This is a genomic window from Streptomyces sp. NPDC111606, from assembly GCF_055656945.1.
Genome location: NZ_JBVKBY010000013.1, coordinates 1 through 18,401 on the forward strand (window position 1 = coordinate 1; position 18,401 = coordinate 18,401).

An 18,401-nucleotide genomic window follows, 5' to 3' on the forward strand; every position below is an offset into this window, starting at 1 on the left:
TTCGGGCTTCGACACCTCGAAGATCAGCCGGTGGCCGTTCAGCTATGCGGGCATCATCCCAACGCCGGAGCAAACCCCCGGATCAGGTCGAACCCGTACACCATCTCCCTGGACGCAACCCACACGCGCCTCACCTCGCTCCTAAGGCGGTGTTCGGATCCAGCGAACTATCTCGCACTGGCTAAATGTCAGGATCCGGAGATCCGTAGCCGGAGAAGCTTGATCGCGAGGGGCGGTTTACCGGCCCATGCGCAAGGCGTGTGTGCCGCGGATCCACCTGTAGGCGGGCGACGTTTATGAAATGGAGACGTGCAGTCTCCATGCAGTCCCGCGCCTCGGCCCAAAGCTCCTCACTGGTCGCCGTCCGCTGCACGAACTGATCGCCATACTCCCAGAACACTTCGTCGATCGCTGCCGCAGCAGCCACAACGGCCGGCGTGCCGACCATCCAGACAGTGCCTAAGGCAACGTTCCAGGGAATCCAATCCACCGTCTCGCCTTCACGCCAGGCTCTCCGTAGTGCCAGTTGAATGCGGGTGGACTCTGCAACTACGGCAGCACATGCCTCGATCTGCTTGTCACGTGACCAATGTCTGCGCTCGGTCCGACTGGTGAGCAGTGAGCCGGCCACTACGCCGATCAAAGCGGTCGCCACTCCTCCGATAATGGTGATCACCGTAGCCCAATCCACCGCAACCCCCCACGTCGCTGCTCTGCGGACTCTGCCCACTCAGCGCGCTTCCCCATACGCCTCCCGTTGCGAAACTCATCGGGGCGAGGACGTCGTGCCAGACTCCTGCCAGGTCGTGCGGGGAACCACGGGGAATACAGGGGCATCGAGTGACGGCTCACCAAAGCGCCAGGCTCCCTCTTCCCAGGTCAGCAGGGCGGCCCATGTCCGGAGACCCAAGCTTGCCAAGCTGAGAGCGCGAGTTCGATTCTCGTCACCCGCTCCATGCGAAACCCCCAGGTCAGTGACCCGGGGGTTGTTTGTTTTTCTGCTCATTGGGCGAGCGTCACGCCACAACGCACCATTGGCCGGCCGTCGGGAGTCTCATCCACGGGCGGCCTCGTCAGAGATGACGACCATGGTCAGCGAGGCAGTTCCGGGTTCCCGCCGCCCCGTTCCCGATCCGCCGATCGCAGGCCGGACACATCCTGTCCCCGCTGAGGGCGTCGAAGTGATCGCACAGGGCCACAGCGGAGCGGGCCAGTCGCCCGACCCTCACGAACTCTGCCGTCAGATCCTTGCTCGCGGCCTCGATGAGACGACTGCGTGCCTCGCCGACACCGGCCCGGGCCGCTTTCACGGTTGCATGATCCTCCGGCCAGCCGTCGGTCAGTCGCTCGATGCACGGGATCACCAGCAACAGGAAGAGACGGAAGTCCTGATCGAACAACTTGAGGGTCTCGCGACCCGGCATCGTCGACCGATCGAGGAGCCAGGTGGCCGCGGCGCGCATCGAAACCGTGCCGAGTGTCAGCGCCTCGTCGTCGACATGGGTCACATGGTCCGGCCCGGTCCGCGGCCCTCGACAGCGCGGGCATCTGCATGGTGGGAGCGCGCTGGTGGTCGGAGGTGGCTCATCGCCGGGCATAACTCTCACGGTTCCGCGGTCCTCGGTGACCGTCCCGTAGCGATCCATCCGGTACACGCGGATGGTCATCCTGGCCCCGGGCTCGGTAGGGGCTGAAGCTCGCATGATGTCGCCGCTCCCATCCAACTGCTGATTACTGCGCGTGGCAGAGATGGTCGGGGCGAGCAAGGACTACAAGTACCCCGGCGAGGGGTAGGTCGGAAGGCTCGTTCAGGTGGCCGCGCACCATTCGGCGAAATTGGTGAGGCTCTCGGAGTCCGCGCGCTTCAACCGGCGCAGCGTGGCGGCGTCTTCACGGACCCATGGGTGCTCGCGAGTGTGCTGCGGGGCGATCCTGCGGGCAACCTTCAACGACTCGAACGCATGCTCCACAAGTCCGGACCAGAGTTGTGCGCGGGCGAGTTCGATGTAGTAGCCACTGCGGCGTTCTGCCGGCAGCTCGGCGGGCGGCCTCCAGCCGCGCGCCAGGTCGAGGGCCTGCCCGACATGCTCGGCTCCGAGGCTGACAGCGACCGACACCTCGTGGACACGAACGGAGTCGGGACCGAACGCGGTGCCGTAATAGACACCTTCGGAGACCTGATCGGCCAGGAGACGCGCATGCGCGAGGTGAGACCGAGTTGCTGGGGCATCCCCCGCCCGGCCGGCGATGACCGCGGCACGCATGTGAAGCGCTCCTCTCATGGCCATCTCAAGCGGTGCACCTGGGGAGGGTGCGGCGATCAAGGCCTGCTCCAAGGCGCGTAGTCCGGACGCGTAGGCGTGTGCGGCGAAGAACGTCTCCGTCCTCACATAGGCGACGGAGGCGGCCAGCAGCGGGTCCTCGGCCTCGGGAACGGCCCACCGCATGAGTTCCACGAGGCGCGCCGACAGATCCCGGGCGCCGAACTTGAACGCGACGGAGTCCGCCGAGCGGTAGGCACTGACCAACAGGCGGGCCGGTTCGCGCCGCTCCTCGCTGCTCGCCCGGTGGTATGCGCGGGCCAGCTCGGCGAGCAGGCCGGGTACGTCGCGCACGATGCGCGTGTACTGGGCGGCCAGCCGCCACCGCTCCGCCTCCGAAACGGCCGTACGGAGTTCAGGGAGAGCCCGGACCGGCCCGTCGTCGGGGACGTCATAGGCGGCGATTGCAGCAGACAGCACGGGTAACGCGGCCTGAACGGCGGACTTCGCACGGCCACGATCGGCGCGGAACCGACCGGGGTCGACACCGAGGGCCCCGGCAATCGCCTCTAACGTCGCATCGGTGACACCGCGCTCCCCACGCTCGATCTTGCGGATGGTGCCGAGAGAGACGCAGGCGACGTCGGCGAGCCGCTGCTGCGTCATCTTCGGCCGAACGACGCTGCGGTAGTAGGCGATACGCCGCCCCATTCCGTCGCGAGCAAGGTCGGTCATACGGACTCCAGTTGAGGTCGCCTGCGAGCGTCCATCACGCAAGGTACCGGCGTGGTGACACAGCGCTCAGCCGAATGCCCGCGTCGCCTCACCGACGTAGCCGCGACAGCACGACCCGCACTCCGCTCAGTTGGCGACTGTCGACGCGAGCTGCGTGAGGCTGTCGATCCTCCAGTCCGCAGCAGCCACCACCTCGGGGTCATCGGCCCACAGATGCCCCCAGGGGCCGCGCCTGAGGTGCGCCACACGCAGTCCGGCTGCCTTGGCCGGGAAGATGTCGCTCGCCGGATGATCACCGACGTACAACGTCCGCTCCGGCGCGGCCTGCGCCACCTCCAACACCCGCTGGAAGAACTCCGGGTGAGGCTTGGCCACACCCCAGTCCCCGGACGTCACGATCAGGTCCGCGGGCAGATCGAGGTCACGCAGCAGGTCGCCGGCGCGGGAGGTCTGATTGCCGGCGATGATGACGCGAGCCCCGAGCTGACGGAGCCGGGACAAGGCAGGCCGTACGTCGTCGTACAGATCCGATTCATCGAGCGCCTCGCCACGCCCCGCGGCCTCACGAGCGTGATACTCGGCGGCGATGTCAACTCCGGGACGCGCCAGCCGGATGGCATCCGCGTTGTCGCGCCCTTGGGCGACCACGGCCCCGACCAGCGCGGAGAGCGTATGGCGTGGGACCCGGAGCCAGTCTGCCCATGAGTGCCAGTACCGGTCGTCGCGGGTGATGGTCTCGCCGACATCGAGAACAACGGTCTCAATCACCCCGGGAAGCCTAGGGCCTACCCGAACAAGACGACGCGATCCGCACGCCGCAGGTGTTCCGCTGACATCCAACGCTGACATCAACGACTGCGGACGGCTGCGGCGTTGGACGGTTCTTGGCGACACTCGTGTGCGCAGCTAGGCCCGGCCTAGCTCTAGTTGGAGCGAACTCCTAAAGCGGTGCTCACTCGCTGCACCGCTCAGTACGAGGACGTGAAGCCGGCGGACTGGTCAAGGTGGAACGCGGAGCCCGGAACCGTTGGGGACCAACCCTCACGCAGGGCAAGCCGAACGGCCGCGGCAACGCCGGAGGGCAGCACAGGTCCGGCGTCGCGACCGATCCAGTTGCTCGGATGCGGCTGGTTGGTGGTGACCACGAGCGCTGCCCCTGGGGCATCCGCATGCTCGACCGCGAACGTGCACGGCGACCAGGCCAAGCCCTGGCAGTACGTCGGTCTGCCTCGCAGCCGCCAGCGGTAGACCGTGCCGTCGACAACGATCCGTCGTGATCCCTTACGGACCAGTGCCATGACACCTCCTGGACGCCGAGGATGCTAGCGTGCCCGGCCCCGCCGTCCGTCTCAGTTTCCGTCTCATTCAGCGCCGTTCACGGTCTTTCAGACGAGACCCGAAGCCACCCCCCGCCGCGATGACCGACTGCCCATGAACGCCCATGCACGCCGCCAGTCAGCCCACCACCACAGTTGGAAATCGTGTTGACGTGAGAGCAGAGCGGGTACTGCGCCCGGTCGGCGATACGTGATCAGCTTGGGGTGTGGAGACCATCATCGCCAGTGCCATAGCCGTTCTGGGGGCCCTGCTCGGCTCGGGGCTCACCCTGGCGTTTCAGCACCGCACCACCGACAAGGGGCATCAGTTCACCCGCCATGAGAGGCTCCGCCAGGAGCGACTCGATGCCTACTGCGCCTACGCCGGCGCACTCATCAACTACCGCCGCTGCCTGGTACATCTCTGGTTATGCGAACGCGAACAACCACCACACGAGGACCCCGGCGTGGTGCGAGCCCGCGCATACGACCTGCGCTCTAGCGCCCAAGAAGCTCTCTTCCGGGTGCAGATGCTCACCGATGACGAGGCCTTGAGCGAGGCGGCAGAAGCTGTACTTGAGGACGTAACAGCCCTGCGCAAGACGGACAGCAGAACCGAACTGGACCAGCGCAGGGTCAAGACCCGTGACGACATCAGTCGACTGGTCAGAACGTCCAAGCGCCATCTCTGATGCGCCTGCCAATGCACCTGCACGTACGGTCAGTCCGTCAGAACCGGGCCCTGGGCGGGCCGCACCACAAGCGCACCAGATGAGGCGGGGAACAGCGGGGAATCGCAGTGAAAGCGGCCCAGCCTGAGGAGGCGGCAACCGGGGCGTTCCTCCAGGTCATTGCCCGGCCAGGCATCGAATGCCCGCAGCTTCCCAAGCTGATGTTCCCGCGCCGCCCCGGTCGCTCGGCGGTGACGGAGTGAGCTCCTTGTCCCGATATCAGTCGTCGGTGCGAAGATCCCGGTCAGTCAACTGAGAGGGGCGCCATGGGCACCTGGGACATCGGTCCGTTCGAAAACGACACCGCCGCAGACTTCGCCAACGACCTGGACGACGCTGGTGAGGGAGAACGTGAAACCTGATCCGCAGGGTTCTGATGCGCACCGCCGGCAACCAGCACTACCTAGAGGCGCCCGACGCCGAGGAGGCCGTAGCCGCCGCTGCCTTGATCGCCGCGCAATAACGCAGGTGGTGGCGCGACAGCATTCGCCGGATGCGCCGGGTACTCGATCCGACGCCTCAGACGCACGGGGGCGCGCTGTTCGAAGTCTGACTCGTCCCAGCCCGGCCGCGCGCTCATCGATGGCTACACCGGTAGCAAGAGGGGCAAGCATCAGCCAGACGGCCATGACATCCACGACTGACATCAATGTGGCCGGACGGCAACGGATGAAGAGGATCGTTTACGGATCAGAGGGCCCCCCGTACACCGTTCTGCAGCGCAGGTTCGTAGGTCACTGGGCCGCCGGGGCGGGCTGTCACCAATTGCGTCAACCAATGGCCGTGTCAGTGCGCCCGAGTGCAACATGCGGCCCTCCCTCAGGCGTCGCCACTCGGAGGCCGATGTTGACGAATGCCACGCAGCACGCGACCGGCAGCCCTCTCGCAGCCTGCATGACCTCCAGTGACCGATCTCTGTAGAACTACGGGTCAGAAGGCTCATGCACAGGCCGCCAGGGCGGAGGCCAAGGCGCTTCGCTCACTGGCCCCATCTCGGCTATCTGCAGGCTTCGCCGAGCATGCTGGTAGAACGCTGCCCGTGCAGTTCGGTAGTCACTGAAGGCCAGAGCCCAAGAGGAAGGGTTGCCGGACACCTGACCCCGGGCGAGCCACTCGAGGTGCCAAACACACCTGTTGAGCTTTTGCACCGCCTCAGCAGTCTGCGCGTTGGTCAGGAGTGTGAGGCCCTCCACCGTGGCCGCACGCCGGCCCTCGGCGTTCGCCGCCAGTTCCAACTCCGCCTCGGTCGGTTCCAGAGGCGCCGGATGGTTAGTTAGTCCGCGGTAGGCGGCAAGCCGCACGTAGCGTGAAGCGCATTCCTTCACCGCATACCCGTAATCGCTATACGCCTGCAGAAGCTGGCCATCCCAACGGGTCTCCTGCTGCCTACGCCATCGGCTGCGTTCTGCCAGTGCCCCAACCACGTAGGACATCAGACCCCCCACTACTACCCCCAGCAGCGTCGGGAGTTGATCAAGAATCCTGCTCATGCGCCCCCCTGCTTGAGACATCTGAGGGCTGCATACCCGCACAGAACGATCAACATCAGGTCGCATTGCAGCGGCGACAAAGAGAGCTCGTCACTGCGATGTAGTGTGCCCCTACCTGAGCACTCCTGGGGGGATCATGCATATTCGTACCGCCACAGCCGGACTCGCGTTCGCCGGCGTGCTGTTAGTCGGCTGTAGCCCCACCGGCTCCAGCGACAGCTCATCGAGTACATCCCCGAAGAGCACAAGCTCCGTGAACGCGGCCTCGGCCGAGAAGTCTGACGCATTGACCGCACAGCAGGCTGTGGCCAGGCTGGGTAAGGCGATCCCGGAGTTGAAGCTCATCCAGGTCTATACCGAGGCCAACGACCCGAACCATCTGCTGGGGCGGCCGGGCGGCTACACCAGCAAAACTGCCTTCTCCGACAGCCGTATCGCCGCCGCGGACGTCGAGGGCCTGGACAAGGACGCAATTGAGCGCGGCGGCAGCGTCGAGGTGTTCAAGACCGAGGATGAGGCAAAGTCTCGGGCGAAGTACATCGAGACGATCGCCAAGTCCATGCCCAGTGCGACCGAGTACCACTACATCGTCGGCGGCATCCTCATCCGCGTGTCAAACCTGCTGACACCTACTCAGGCGAAGGAGTACGAGGCGGGCGCCGAGAGCCTCTGACTGGCGAGCTACGAAGGCACAGTGCGGTGTCCGACCTTCTCCGCCCTTCGATCGCAACGGGCGTCCCAGCCCGGGGACGGCAGCAACGAGTCTTCGCGTGCCACAGCCGTGCCAGATATAGGGGTCAGCGGCGGTCAATAGCCGGTACTCGCGGGCACAAGCGTGGCCGCGAGCTCGGCCAGGTCGCTCGCAGGTCACGCACAGGACGACCCAGCCTCTCTCCTGAAGCGGGTGTCGCAGGTTCGAATCCTGCCGGGGCACCATGCCTGACCAGCGCGTCTACCTCTTGTGGGTAGGCGCGCTGTTCGTCGTGTGGCCGTGGCATAAGCCGTCAGTAGGTTCCAGGCCATGGCAAACACCAAGTCCAAGCCCACCCGGCGCGGGCGTATCCGGCCATCAGGTCAGCGTCCATGTCCGTGCCGGCCGTCCACCGATCCCGCGCCGAGGAACGCTGCGAGTCGCTCGGCGGTGAACTCGCCCGCGACGCCTTCGTGTTCTCAGGCGAAGCCGACGGCACCGTCCCGCTCGTGCCGTCGAGCGTCAGTCAGCGGTGCCGCCGCCTCGCGGAGAAACTGAAGGTCCACGCCCAGCGTCTGAAGGACCTGCGCGCCTCCGACGTGGGCGCCAGGCTCCGAGCGCCAGGCTGTCACCGCCTTCGCCCAGCAACTGCCGGTGCCCGAAGGGCTGGTAGCCGAGCAGCCGGTCATCAACGGGCTGCACCTGGTGATCGGTCGCGGTCGGCGGCCCGCCGCCTACGGCAGGTCGCCGGCGGGAAGTTGTGCGTCCGAGCGTCCCGTTGTGCAACGCGTCCTCGGGGCCGGTCCGGGTACGTGGACTGCCGCGGTGAAGGGCGAGTTCGGCCCGGGTGGGCTTCTGACCGATGCCTCTAGCCCGCCGAGTCGAAGGAAGGCCGCTGTCCCCTGCGTCGCCCGGCTCCGCCGCGACCGCGCCCCTGGGCGGCGCGGTCGCGGCGGCCTCGGGACGAGGGAGTCGCGGAAGACGCGGTGCGCCGGGGGCGTTCCGCGACGGGCACGGTGATGACTACGGGAACACCGGACGGGGCCTGAGCGCCGGTGATGCGGCTCAGTTCCGCCTCACCCGAACGTACCGCGGTGACTTGAGGGGTGATGGCGGCTGCGGCCATCAGCCGGTTCATGCTGCGGCGCTGGTCGGGGGTCACCAGGGTGACGACGCTGCCGGACTCCCCGGCTCGGGCGGTACGGCCGCCGCGATGCAGGTAGTCCTTGTGGTCGGTGGGGGGATCGACATTGACGACCAGGTCGAGATTGTCGACGTGGATCCCGCGCGCCGCGACGTTGGTCGCCACCAGTACCGACACGTGCCCGGTCTTGAACTGGGCGAGGGTCCGTGTGCGCTGCGGCTGGGACTTGCCGCCGTGCAGGGCCGCGGCGCGGACGCCGCTCTTCAGCAGGTGCTTGGTGAGCCGGTCGACGGCGTGCTTGGTGTCCAGGAACATGATCACCCGGCCGTCTCGTGCCGCGATCTCGGTGGTCGTGCGGTGCTTGTCCGCTTCGTGCACGTGGAGTATGTGGTGTTCCATCGTGGTGACCGCACCCGCGGACGGGTCGACGGAATGGACCACCGGGTCGGTCAGGTAGCGGCGGACGAGCAGGTCGACGTTGCGGTCCAGGGTGGCCGAGAAGAGCATGCGCTGCCCTTCGGGGCGCACCTGGTCGAGCAGGGCGGTGACCTGCGGCATGAAGCCCATGTCGGCCATCTGGTCGGCCTCGTCGAGGACGGTGATGGCGACGTCGTCCAGCCGGCAGTCGCCACGGCCGATGAGGTCCTTGAGCCGCCCCGGCGTCGCGACGACGACCTCCGCGCCGGCGCGCAGTGCACTGGCCTGCCTGCCGATGGACACTCCGCCGACCACAGTGGCCAGCCGCAGCCTCAGGGAGCGGGCGTACGGAGTGAGCGCGTCGGTGACCTGCTGGGCCAGCTCGCGGGTGGGCACGAGGACCAGGGCCAGCGGCTGCCGCGGCTCGGCGCGCCGACCCGCTGTCCGAGCCAGCATGGCCAGGCCGAAGGCGAGGGTCTTGCCCGACCCGGTACGGCCGCGGCCGAGCACGTCGCGCCCGGCGAGGGAGTTCGGAAGGGTCGCCCCCTGGATGGGGAACGGTACGGTCACACCCTCGTGACCGAGTGCGGCCAACATCGGCGCCGGCAGGGCGAGGTCGGCGAACGACTCGACGGCGGGCAGCGCGGGCGTGACCGTCACCGGCAGCGCGAACTCGCCCTGGGGTGAGGTCTGGCGGCGATCGTTGCCCTTGGAACGCCGGGGAGCCCCCGAGCGCCTGGCGGCGGTACCCCGGGAGCGGTCATTGGTACGGGTCGTGCGGGCGGTGCGTGCGCGGTTCAAGCGGAACCTTCCTCGATGTGAGCACGTAGGCACGTAGCAAGGAATTTCCGCAGCAAAATGAACTGCGCAGGGAATCGCGAGAACGAGCCGGAGGCGATGGGCGCCGAGTCGTATCGACGGGGAATACGTCACCGTTCGGTGACCTGGTGGGGCCTTCCCGTCGCGCGCCCTGAAATGCAGCGAGCTGGGGCCCGCACCCCAAGGTGCGGGCCCCAGCTGCGAAGTATGCGTTGCTGCCGGTGTCAGGCGGGAACGATGTTCTCCGCCGTCGGGCCCTTCTGGCCCTGAGCGATGTCGAAGGACACCTTCTGGCCTTCCTGCAGCTCGCGGAAGCCCTGGGTGGCGATGTTCGAGTAGTGGGCGAAGACGTCGGGGCCGCCGCCGTCCTGCTCGATGAAGCCGAAGCCCTTTTCCGAGTTGAACCACTTCACGGTGCCAGTAGCCATGTCTTTTCTCCTTCGGGGACGATGTTCGGAATTCGCCTTGTGCGGATTCCGCGTCGCCGTGCTGATCAACCCGTCGGAAAATGAACCCTCTGGCAACCACACCTGCAACTTGGATCGACGTTAGCATGACGCGATCGGACCCGAGCGATCACTGGTTCCGCCCGGGTCGGCGGTCGGGGAATACTCGCGGTGCGCCGCACCTATTTCTCACATCGCGGATACAGATATTGGTCCGCGCGGATGTGATGTTCCTGCCGAACGCCTCCGGCCACAGCGCCGTGACCTCCGTCGATGAGCCATGCGCCACCGCCGTCGTCATCAACGGATGGGACAGCGGAGAACGCGCCGAGACCCGACGATGGCGATGAAGGTCACATCGGCCCGGAGCCGCTCCTAGTCGGCGCGTGCGGCGGTCCAGGTGATGTGAGGGGGCTCGACGCGTGCGCACAAGGGCCCGCCCTGCGCGTCGGTCAGGCCGAGGCGTCCGACGAGCAGCCCGTCGCGTGCGGCGGCGGCGAGTACGTCGGCGGGGATGACGTCGAGCATGAGCTTGGCCCGGCGGAACATCGTGAAGGTGCCCGATTCGTCGACCGTGCCCCACGACAGGTAGATGAACCTTCGGCCCAGACGGTCCTGCACGTAGGGGCCTTTGATCTCGATGCCGGTCGGCGAGGCGCTCGTGGCGCACTCCAGGGTCCACGTCGCGGACGGCGCATCGCCGGGCTGGGGATCGAGGAGTTCGGCCGGACGGTCGCGGCGTTGCACGGCGACGTGGATGTTGACGTAGGCGGGGACTCTGCCGTCAACACTCGGGGGGCGGGTGAGGCCGGGCAGGTCGACGGCGTCGATGCGGATACGCATGGCCGCCATCATCCCGCCCTCGTCCGCGCAGGGTCCGCCGCAGGACCTTCGTACTGCTGGGCCTGCCTTGTCCGGAGTACAGGGACTTCCAGAAGCCGCACTCGTGGCCCTTCGCGAAGATGCCGCCGGGCCCGGAGGCGAAGGACCGAGCGTTCGTGGCCGTCCGGGCGGTCGGTTTCGATCCCGCCTTGCCTGTGCGGGCGAAGTCCGTCCAGAGCCGGATCATCTCACCGACGCTCTCGCTCTGGCTGCGTGCCGCAAGGTGAATGCGGCCGTCCGAATCCTGATCGCCAGGTCCGGCTTGGACGGCCTCACTCACGAACTCACGAACTGGAAGCGCCGTGGCGACAGCCAACCGGAACGCGTCAACCGACATCGACCGACAAGCCCCCCAGGCCGATACCCTCAGCGCACGCTGCCAGCAGTGCGCTCCCGGTGTCCCTCGAAGTCAGGAGAACCGCAGTGGCCCGGCTCGCGTTGCGTCTCGCCGAGCCACAGGTGTGGGGCGTAGCTCCGGATCGCCTCCACCAGGGGCTCCCGGTACCTGGCGTACGCGCCCGAGGTCGCGAAGCGATAGCGCAGGTGCGGGAGGCCGGGGCGGATGGGGTCTTCGTCGCGGACCAGGCCCCACAGGACCGGGTCGTCCCGGTCGATCGGGCCGCTCGGACACAGGTCGATCGAGTACTGCCTGGCCCTCCGGTCGTTCTCGCTCCAATGGACGGCAACCGCGGCGAGCGAGTCCCAGCGGATGACGTTCTGGCCTGCACTGTTGCGCAGCCACAGCCCTGTCTCGTCGACGCTTACGGCCTGCGGGCGGAGCGTGAGGGCAGAGCGGAAGATCTTGAAGCCCGAGTAACCGATGGTCGCGAAGAGCAGTGCCACGAGTCCCACCGGCTGAGGGTCGTTGCCGTTGAGCCCAGCAGTGACGATCACCGCCAAGACCAGGAAGAGGGCGCCCATCACCATGAAGGTCCCGCCGATCACGAACCCCTGTCGGGCGACTCGCTGGGCCTAGTGAATGACAGTGGCGGTGGGGGCGGGGCCGTACGTGGGGGATGTCGACATGATCTACGAGTCTAGGCAGGTTCCTACAAGGCAGGCCTGCCGACCGCCACTTCAGCTGTGTTCACCTCAATGCACCCAAATCGGCACGCGCCGCAGCCAAGGCGTCCAACCCGCGCTACAGGCGCCCGCGCCCAGCGCTGGGCTACGCGATTCGAACGTGACCCGGCTGACCGCTCATTCTCGGGAATGATCGACTCCAGAGGGCCTCGCCAAGCGGAATCCCCTGGTCAGCGGCATTGCGCTCCGTCTCGTCCGAGAGGTGGCTGCTCCCGTCCGAGTCCCTGTCAGGTTTTGGACGTGGACAGGGGCAGCGAAGGGGTTGCTCCTAGGCGCATACTGGGTGCGATGACAAAGCCTGCTGCTCCGAAGCGTCACTTGCCCACCAGCCCCTTCAAGGCCCCGGTTGCGCCTGCACCCAAGCACTTCGCCGTGGGCGACAAGGTCACCCACGACATGTACGGCCTCGGTCGTGTGATCGGTATCGAGGCCGGAATCGCGGCGCTCGTCGATTTCGGTTCCACGCCGATACGGATCCTGAGCCCGTACGCCAAGATGACCAAGCTGTAGTACCGCTCTGTGCCCGGTCACGGCACAGCAGGTCCCCTCGGGGACCTGTGACGAAGGAGAGACCTCTCATCGAACTGACCTCGCTGTTCTCCGCTCCGGAAGGGCAGCCCCGCCGTTCCGACGCGGCATCGCCGCCTCCGGCGACCAACCCCTTCCAGGCCCCGGACTTCGGGGAGGACGAGAGCTTCCTTCCCGACGATGCACAGGAGCCCGCCTCGGGCACGCGTGCCACCGGACCCAAGGCGGCTTGACAGCGCTTCACGGGCTCTCCGCCTCCAGCCCCTCCACCTCCCCCGTAGCGCCCTCCGCCCGCCGCCGAGCCTCTCGAAGCCGGCGGTCGGCCGTGCGGGCCTCGTTGCGGGCTTCCTGTTCGGCGGTGCGGGCCTGTTGATGTTCGGTTTTGGCGTGTTGTAGCTCGGCGGTCAGTTCGGTGACGCGCTGCTGGGTCTCGTCGAGGTGCTTCTTCGCTGCGAAGGCCTGCCGGGTTGCCGTTGCCGTCTTGTCCTCCTGGGCTCGGAGTTCTCGTGCGGCCGTGTCGGCGGCCTTGCGGGCCTGGGTGAGGCGGCGGCGGTGTTCCTTGCCGGCCTTGGTGTCGCGAGGGGCGGGCCGGCGAGTGCGGGACTCGGCGGCCGGAGACGGTGGGGTGCGGCGAGCGGTCGCGGGGGACGTCACCGCCGGGAAGTCCGTCGCCGCGCTGAAGGGCTTGGTGAGTCTGCCGCTCGCCCATTCGTCGGCCGCCTCGGGGTCCGCGAGGGCGGCGTGCAGGGTGTTCTCGACCTCGTGACGGGCGGCGTCGCTGATCGGGTGGCCCGCCTGAGCGGCGAGTTGTCCGGCCTGCCGGGACAGCTCGCCGATCAGGATCCGTTGCTGTCGGCCGAGCTCGCGCAGTTGCGCTCCGTCCAGGTCCTGGTGGGCCTGCCTGAGGCCTTCGCCGAGGCGGAGCAGCGGCTCGACCTCGCTGCGGCGCTCGCGGACCAGGAGGTTGCTGGCCCAGGCCGACAGGCTCGGGCGGCGTAGCTTGCCGATCTCGGTCGCCAGGGCGCGGTCACCGGCCGTGCGCGCTGCGGCCGCTCGTGCGGCGCGGGTGGGAATGAACTCCTCCGGTCGCAGGCCGTACAGCTCGTCGGCGACAGTGTCCAGGTCCACGTCCCGGTCCCGGTCCATCGGCATCCCTCTCCGTGTCCCTCGCCACGTCACAGAGGTCAACAGAGACCCGTGTCGATTTTCGCACCTTTGGTACCTATGTGCGGCGACGGTCGAACGGCGGGCGCGGGCATCGCAGACACACGCACGGCGGGCACCGGCACGGCCGAACCGGTCACATCACTTCCAGGCGCGGTCCGCGAAGTCCGCGATCAGCGGGGCGATCTCCCCCAGGTGGGTCTCCAGGGCGAAGTGGCCGGTGTCGAGGAGGTGGAGTTCGGCGTCGGGGAGGTCGCGAAGGTAGGCGCGGGCGCCCAGCTCGGTGAAGAAGGGGTCGTGGGCTCCCCAGGTGATGAGGGCCGGCGGGGTGTGGCGGCGCAGCCAGGCGTGCCAGGTGTCGTAGCGCTCGACGTTGGAGTGGTAGTCGAAGAGCAGGGCCTGCTGGGCGTCCTTGCGGCCCGGTTGGTCCAGGAAGTGCTGGTCGAGGGTCCAGCCGTCCGGGGCGACCAGGTCGGGTGCGGCGACGCCGGTCTCGTACTGGCCGCGGGTGGTCTGCAGGGTGAGCATGTCCTGGATGGCGTCGTGGGCGCCGGGCGTCTCGGGCGTCAGGCCGAGCAGGTCGCGGGCCATGTCCGAGAGGCCGTCCACGTAGGCGTTGCCGTTCTGGACCACGAGTCCCGCGATCCACTCGGGGTGGCGTTCGGCGATGCGGAAGCCCACGGGGGCGCCGAAGTCGAAGACGTACATCACGAAGCGGTCCAGGCCCAGGCCCTGGATGAAGCCCTCGGTGATGTCGGCGAGCCGGTCGAACGAGTACGTGAAGTCGTCGGGGGCCTGCGTGTGGCCGGAGCCGGGGTAGTCCGGGGCGATCAGCCGGTAGTCCGCGCCGAGCGCGTCGATGAGGCCGCGGAACTGGTGGGAACCGGACGGGAAGCCGTGCAGGAGGAGCAGTACGGGGGCGTCGGTGCGGTCGGGGAGGGACTCCCGGTAGAAGACGCGGACCCCCTCGATCTCCAGGTGGCGATGGACGGTGCGGGCGGTTGCAGCAAGCATGACTGACCCCTGCCTAATTGCTTCTTAGGTCGTGGATGCATTAGGTGCACTTCCGGTATAACCCTGAGTCGACTAACGTGTCAACTTGCCCATGTAGCATTAGCGCCATGAGCGATCCCCTACCGCTGACCGGAGAACCCCTGGCCCTGGACCTGGTCAACACCCGCACGGCCGTCGGCGACCTGCTGACCACGCCGCACGAGCTGCGGGCCTGGTGGGAGCTCCAGGCCGACCGCCTCCCGGAGGCCGTACCGCGAGAAGGCACCGGTGTCACAGCCGCCGACCTGGCCGCGGTGCTCGCCGTACGGGAGCACACCGCCCGCGCCCTCGATCACGTCCGCCGGGGCGAGCAGCCCCCGGCCGCCGACCTGGCGGCACTCAACGAAGCGCAGCGTGCCGCGCCGGCGATCCACGAGCTGGCGTGGGACGGGGCGGCGGTGGCCGCCACGCGGCGACGCGAGGGGGCGGCGGGGCTGCGGCTGGCCGCCTGCCTCGCGGAGGCTGCCGCCGAGCTGCTGGCCGATCCGGCGGTCGCCAGGATCCGGAAGTGCGAGGCCGACGACTGCGTGATGGTCTTCCTGCCCACCCATCCGCGCCGCCGCTGGTGCTCGGCCGCCCGCTGCGGCAACCGGGTGCGCGTCGCCCGCCACTACCAGCGCCACAAGGCCGACTAGGCGACCGAAGCAGGAGCAAGGCGGCCGAAGGCGCGCGCACCGCACCTCAGAGCTTGCGCCCCACCCCGCAGTACGCGTCGACGGCCGCCGTCGCCGGGTCCGTCGGGCCGTGAGTGTCGGGGCGCCACTCGGGGACCTGGACGATGCCCGGGTCCACCAGGTCGAGGCCGTCGAAGTAGGCGGCGATCTCGCCGATGCTGCGTACGTGATACGGCACGGCGCCGCTCGCGTTGTACGCCTGCGAGGCGGCGATCATGCCCTCGCTGGTGGCCGTGCTGTCGCTGATCACCAGGTGGCTGCCCGAGGGCAGGCCGGCCAGGAGGCGCCGTACCAGGTCGCACGCCTGGTCGTGGTCGGCGACGTGGCCGAGGGTGTTGAGGATCATCAGGGCGACCGGGCGGGAGAGGTCGAGCGTGGCTCCGGCGGCCTCCAGGACCGCCTCGGGGTCGTAGAGGTCCGCATCCAGGAAGGCCGTCATGCCCTCCGGGGTGCTGGTCAGCAGGGCGCTCGCGTGGGCCAGCACGACGGGGTCGTTGTCGACGTACGCGATCCGGGCGTCCGGGGCCACGCGCTGGGCCACCTGGTGGGTGTTGTCGGCGGTCGGCAGGCCGGTGCCGACGTCCAGGAACTGCCGTATGCCCACCTCGCCGGTCAGGTGACGTACGGCACGGCCCAGGAAGTGGCGGCTGCTGACGGCCACGTCGGCCAGCCCCGGGAAGATCTTCTTGATCTCGTCCCCGATCCGCCGGTCGACCTCGTAGTGGTCCTCGCCGCCGACGAAGTAGTTCCAGAAGCGCGCCGAGTGCGGCTTGGTGGTGTCGATCCGGGCCCGTGCCTCCGCAGCGGCGGCGCCGATCGGGGTGGTGGGTTCGTCGGGCACGGTGGGGCCTCCTGGGAGTCGGTGGGGGGCGTCGCCGGTGATTCAAACAGCAATCAACGTAGGCCAACTCCGCTTGCACATAAGGAAGTTGAGCAGATACGCCTCACACACCGTGAAGTTTTGGCCACACCCCCAGCCCTCCGGCGGCCCCTCACTGATCCAGATACGCCAGCACCGCCAGCACCCGCCGATTGTCGGCGTCCGCCTGCAGCAACCCCAGCTTGGTGAAGATGTTGCCGATGTGCTTCGCGACGGCCTTCTCCGAGATGAACAGGCCTTGTGCGATTCCCGCGTTGGAGCGCCCCTGCGCCACCCACTCCAGGACCTCGCGCTCGCGCTCGGAGAGGCTGCCCACGGCCTCGTCGCGCTCCTTGCGGACCAGGAGCTTGGAAATCACCTCGGCATCCATCGCGGTGCCCCCCTCGGCCACCCGGCGGATGGAGTCCAGGAACTGGGCGCCGTTGGTGACCCGGTCCTTCAGCATGTAGCCGACGCCCCGGCCGCCCCCGGCCAGCAACTCACGTGCGTACAGCGGCTCCACGTACTGCGACAGCAGCAGGACCGGCAGATCCGGCATCCGCTCCCGGGCCGCCAGCACCGCCCGCAGCCCCTCGTCGGTGAACGTCGGAGGCAGCCGGACGTCGACGACCGCGACGTCCGGCCGCTCGCTGACGAGCGCGTCCAGCAGTTCCGTCCCGTTGTCCACGGCGGCGACGACCTCGTGACCGTGGGCGCCGAGCAGGCGGATGAGTCCGTCCCTCAGGAGGAAGTGGTCTTCGGCGAGGGCAATACGCACGGCAGCTCCATCGTCACCATGGTCGGTCCGTTCACGGGGCTGCTCACGGCCAGCACCCCGTCGAAGGTGGCGAGCCGGCGTTCGATGCCCCGCAGACCGCTGCCGCGCGAGGCGTCGGCGCCGCCGTGCCCGTCGTCGGTGACGGTGATGCGCAGCATCCCGCGATCGTAACGGAGTTCGATCCACGCCCGGTCGGCGCCGGAGTGCTTGGCGACGTTGGTGAGGATTTCCGAGACGGCGAAGTACGCGGCGGACTCGACCGGCATCTCGGGGCGGCCCGGCAGGTCGACCTCGACCTCGGTACGGACCGGGCAGACCATCGCCAACGCCCTCACCGCGTCGGCGAGTCCACGGTCGGCGAGGACCGGCGGGTGGATGCCGCGGACCAGGTTGCGCAGTTCCTCCAGCGCCTTGGAGGAGGACTCGCGCGCCTCGATGAGCAGGGCGCGGACCGCCTCGGGGTTGGTCTCCAGCAGGTGTTCCGCGGCGTTCAGGGTCATGCCCATCGCCACCAGGCGGGCCTGGGCGCCGTCGTGCAGGTCGCGTTCGATGCGGCGGATCTCGGCCATCTGCGTGTCGACGGCGTCGGAGCGGGTGGCGGCCAGGTGCTGGATGCGGCCGGCCATCAGCTCGCTCTCGCTCGGGGCGAGCATCGCGCGGGTGTACAGGGCGTGCCGGCGCACGGCCCGCGGCGCCGCCCACAGGGCCAGCGGCAGTTGCGACAAGCCGAGGACCCCGGCGAGTACGGCGGTGGCCCGGCCTTCGATCGGGATGAAGTGGTACCAGAGCCCGTCCCACTCGGCGGACAGCCCGACACCGAAGAAGGCGAGGAAGAGGCCCCACGCGCCGCTGAGGATCAGGGCGATCGGGAAGAAGGCGAAGAACGCGCCGGCCAGCGGGTCGGTCAGCACCCAGACGTACTCCCGCCGGGTCTGCGGATCGGTCATGATCCACCGGTAGCGGGCGGCCACCCCGGAGGCGCCCCGGGGTGCGGGGGGCAGCGGGCCGGGCGGGCCCGGTATCTCCACGCCGGACCAGCGCAGCGCCAGTTCGCGTCGGCGGGCGGCGAGGCTGCGCACGCCCTCCATGGCACGCGGCACCAGGCCGAGGCCGGGTCCCACCAGCCAGATCGCCCCGGAGATCGCCAGCGACCGGCCGAAGGCCGCCGACGCCGTCCAGCACAGGACCAGGGCGCGTCGCAGCCCCACCAGTCCGGCCGCGACGGAGAACCCCCTGATCTTGTCGGGGATCTCGTCCGGGACGTCGTCCGGCGGGCGGTGCACCCCGACCTGCGTCGTGGGGTCCATACGACTCGCTCCTCTCCGCTGCC

Annotated in this window: 21 protein-coding genes; 7 read left to right on the forward strand and 14 right to left on the reverse strand. The window is 68.4% G+C overall.

Going from position 1 to position 18,401, the window contains the following annotated elements; all coding sequences use genetic code 11:
* Nucleotides 1-181: 181 nt before the first annotated feature.
* The 5 genes from ACZ7M7_RS36365 to ACZ7M7_RS36385 all read right to left on the reverse strand — a co-directional run bounded on the left by ACZ7M7_RS36365 (nt 182) and on the right by ACZ7M7_RS36385 (nt 4,294).
* The gene (locus ACZ7M7_RS36365; RefSeq protein WP_472124533.1) at nt 182-676 is read right to left on the reverse strand and encodes a hypothetical protein; all 495 of its coding nucleotides are present in this window, start codon (nt 674-676) and stop codon (nt 182-184) included.
* Between the two features lie 397 nt (nt 677-1,073).
* Entirely contained in the window at nt 1,074-1,508 is a 435-nt protein-coding gene (locus tag ACZ7M7_RS36370; protein ID WP_472124536.1) for a DUF6415 family natural product biosynthesis protein, read from the reverse strand.
* 300 nt (nt 1,509-1,808) lie between these two features.
* Entirely contained in the window at nt 1,809-2,996 is a 1,188-nt protein-coding gene (locus ACZ7M7_RS36375) for a helix-turn-helix domain-containing protein (protein ID WP_472124539.1), read from the reverse strand.
* Nucleotides 2,997-3,122: 126 nt separating this feature from the next.
* Nucleotides 3,123-3,764, reverse strand: coding sequence for an HAD family hydrolase (locus ACZ7M7_RS36380; protein ID WP_472124542.1), 642 nt, complete (start codon nt 3,762-3,764; stop codon nt 3,123-3,125).
* Between the two features lie 200 nt (nt 3,765-3,964).
* Complete coding sequence (locus ACZ7M7_RS36385; protein ID WP_472124545.1) at nt 3,965-4,294, reverse strand: hypothetical protein; 330 nt, start codon at nt 4,292-4,294, stop codon at nt 3,965-3,967.
* Between the two features lie 245 nt (nt 4,295-4,539).
* On the opposite strand from ACZ7M7_RS36385, the gene ACZ7M7_RS36390 reads away from it, so the two are divergent.
* The 4 genes from ACZ7M7_RS36390 (at nt 4,540) to ACZ7M7_RS36405 (ending at nt 7,206) form a co-directional block, all read left to right on the forward strand.
* Nucleotides 4,540-5,004 (forward strand): hypothetical protein, encoded by a 465-nt coding sequence (locus ACZ7M7_RS36390; protein ID WP_472124548.1) that lies wholly within the window; start codon nt 4,540-4,542, stop codon nt 5,002-5,004.
* 305 nt (nt 5,005-5,309) lie between these two features.
* Complete coding sequence (locus ACZ7M7_RS36395; protein WP_472124550.1) at nt 5,310-5,405, forward strand: DUF4259 domain-containing protein; 96 nt, start codon at nt 5,310-5,312, stop codon at nt 5,403-5,405.
* 14 nt (nt 5,406-5,419) lie between these two features.
* On the forward strand, nt 5,420-5,506 hold the full coding sequence (locus ACZ7M7_RS36400; RefSeq protein WP_472125063.1) for a hypothetical protein: 87 nt from the start codon (nt 5,420-5,422) through the stop codon (nt 5,504-5,506).
* Between the two features lie 1,280 nt (nt 5,507-6,786).
* The gene (locus tag ACZ7M7_RS36405; RefSeq protein ID WP_472124553.1) at nt 6,787-7,206 is read left to right on the forward strand and encodes a hypothetical protein; all 420 of its coding nucleotides are present in this window, start codon (nt 6,787-6,789) and stop codon (nt 7,204-7,206) included.
* Between the two features lie 886 nt (nt 7,207-8,092).
* Here the strand turns inward: ACZ7M7_RS36405 and ACZ7M7_RS36410 are convergent.
* From ACZ7M7_RS36410 to ACZ7M7_RS36425, 4 genes are all read right to left on the reverse strand, one after another.
* On the reverse strand, nt 8,093-9,586 hold the full coding sequence (locus tag ACZ7M7_RS36410; protein ID WP_472124556.1) for a DEAD/DEAH box helicase: 1,494 nt from the start codon (nt 9,584-9,586) through the stop codon (nt 8,093-8,095).
* 242 nt (nt 9,587-9,828) lie between these two features.
* A complete protein-coding gene (locus ACZ7M7_RS36415) occupies nt 9,829-10,032 on the reverse strand; it encodes a cold-shock protein (RefSeq protein WP_149830319.1) in 204 nt (67 codons plus the stop codon).
* Nucleotides 10,033-10,425: 393 nt separating this feature from the next.
* A complete protein-coding gene (locus ACZ7M7_RS36420; RefSeq protein ID WP_451172970.1) occupies nt 10,426-10,893 on the reverse strand; it encodes a DUF5990 family protein in 468 nt (155 codons plus the stop codon).
* Nucleotides 10,894-11,298: 405 nt separating this feature from the next.
* A complete protein-coding gene (locus ACZ7M7_RS36425; protein WP_472124559.1) occupies nt 11,299-11,877 on the reverse strand; it encodes a hypothetical protein in 579 nt (192 codons plus the stop codon).
* Between the two features lie 426 nt (nt 11,878-12,303).
* Between ACZ7M7_RS36425 and ACZ7M7_RS36430 the strand changes: the two genes are divergently transcribed.
* Nucleotides 12,304-12,525 carry a hypothetical protein gene (locus ACZ7M7_RS36430; RefSeq protein ID WP_328881042.1) on the forward strand — a complete coding sequence of 74 codons (222 nt, stop codon included), beginning with the start codon at nt 12,304-12,306 and terminating at the stop codon, nt 12,523-12,525.
* A 47-nt stretch (nt 12,526-12,572) separates the two neighbouring features.
* The gene (locus ACZ7M7_RS36435) at nt 12,573-12,776 is read left to right on the forward strand and encodes a hypothetical protein (RefSeq protein ID WP_451167239.1); all 204 of its coding nucleotides are present in this window, start codon (nt 12,573-12,575) and stop codon (nt 12,774-12,776) included.
* Between the two features lie 7 nt (nt 12,777-12,783).
* Here the strand turns inward: ACZ7M7_RS36435 and ACZ7M7_RS36440 are convergent, their stop codons facing one another.
* Both ACZ7M7_RS36440 and ACZ7M7_RS36445 read right to left on the reverse strand, forming a co-directional pair.
* On the reverse strand, nt 12,784-13,689 hold the full coding sequence (locus tag ACZ7M7_RS36440) for a hypothetical protein (RefSeq protein WP_472124562.1): 906 nt from the start codon (nt 13,687-13,689) through the stop codon (nt 12,784-12,786).
* Nucleotides 13,690-13,848: 159 nt separating this feature from the next.
* Nucleotides 13,849-14,721 (reverse strand): alpha/beta fold hydrolase, encoded by an 873-nt coding sequence (locus ACZ7M7_RS36445; RefSeq protein ID WP_472124565.1) that lies wholly within the window; start codon nt 14,719-14,721, stop codon nt 13,849-13,851.
* 107 nt (nt 14,722-14,828) lie between these two features.
* Between ACZ7M7_RS36445 and ACZ7M7_RS36450 the strand changes: the two genes are divergently transcribed.
* A complete protein-coding gene (locus ACZ7M7_RS36450) occupies nt 14,829-15,395 on the forward strand; it encodes a CGNR zinc finger domain-containing protein (protein ID WP_472124569.1) in 567 nt (188 codons plus the stop codon).
* A 46-nt stretch (nt 15,396-15,441) separates the two neighbouring features.
* Here ACZ7M7_RS36450 and ACZ7M7_RS36455 read toward each other — a convergent pair whose 3' ends face one another.
* The 3 genes from ACZ7M7_RS36455 to ACZ7M7_RS36465 all read right to left on the reverse strand — a co-directional run bounded on the left by ACZ7M7_RS36455 (nt 15,442) and on the right by ACZ7M7_RS36465 (nt 18,378).
* Entirely contained in the window at nt 15,442-16,275 is an 834-nt protein-coding gene (locus tag ACZ7M7_RS36455) for an SAM-dependent methyltransferase (protein WP_383606491.1), read from the reverse strand.
* 151 nt (nt 16,276-16,426) lie between these two features.
* Nucleotides 16,427-17,071: a LuxR C-terminal-related transcriptional regulator gene (locus ACZ7M7_RS36460; RefSeq protein WP_383606494.1), complete on the reverse strand. Its 645-nt coding sequence runs from the start codon at nt 17,069-17,071 to the stop codon at nt 16,427-16,429.
* Nucleotides 17,035-18,378: a sensor histidine kinase gene (locus ACZ7M7_RS36465; protein WP_472124572.1), complete on the reverse strand. Its 1,344-nt coding sequence runs from the start codon at nt 18,376-18,378 to the stop codon at nt 17,035-17,037. The genes ACZ7M7_RS36460 and ACZ7M7_RS36465 overlap by 37 nt, the downstream gene beginning before the upstream one ends.
* Between the last annotated feature and the right edge of the window lie 23 nt (nt 18,379-18,401).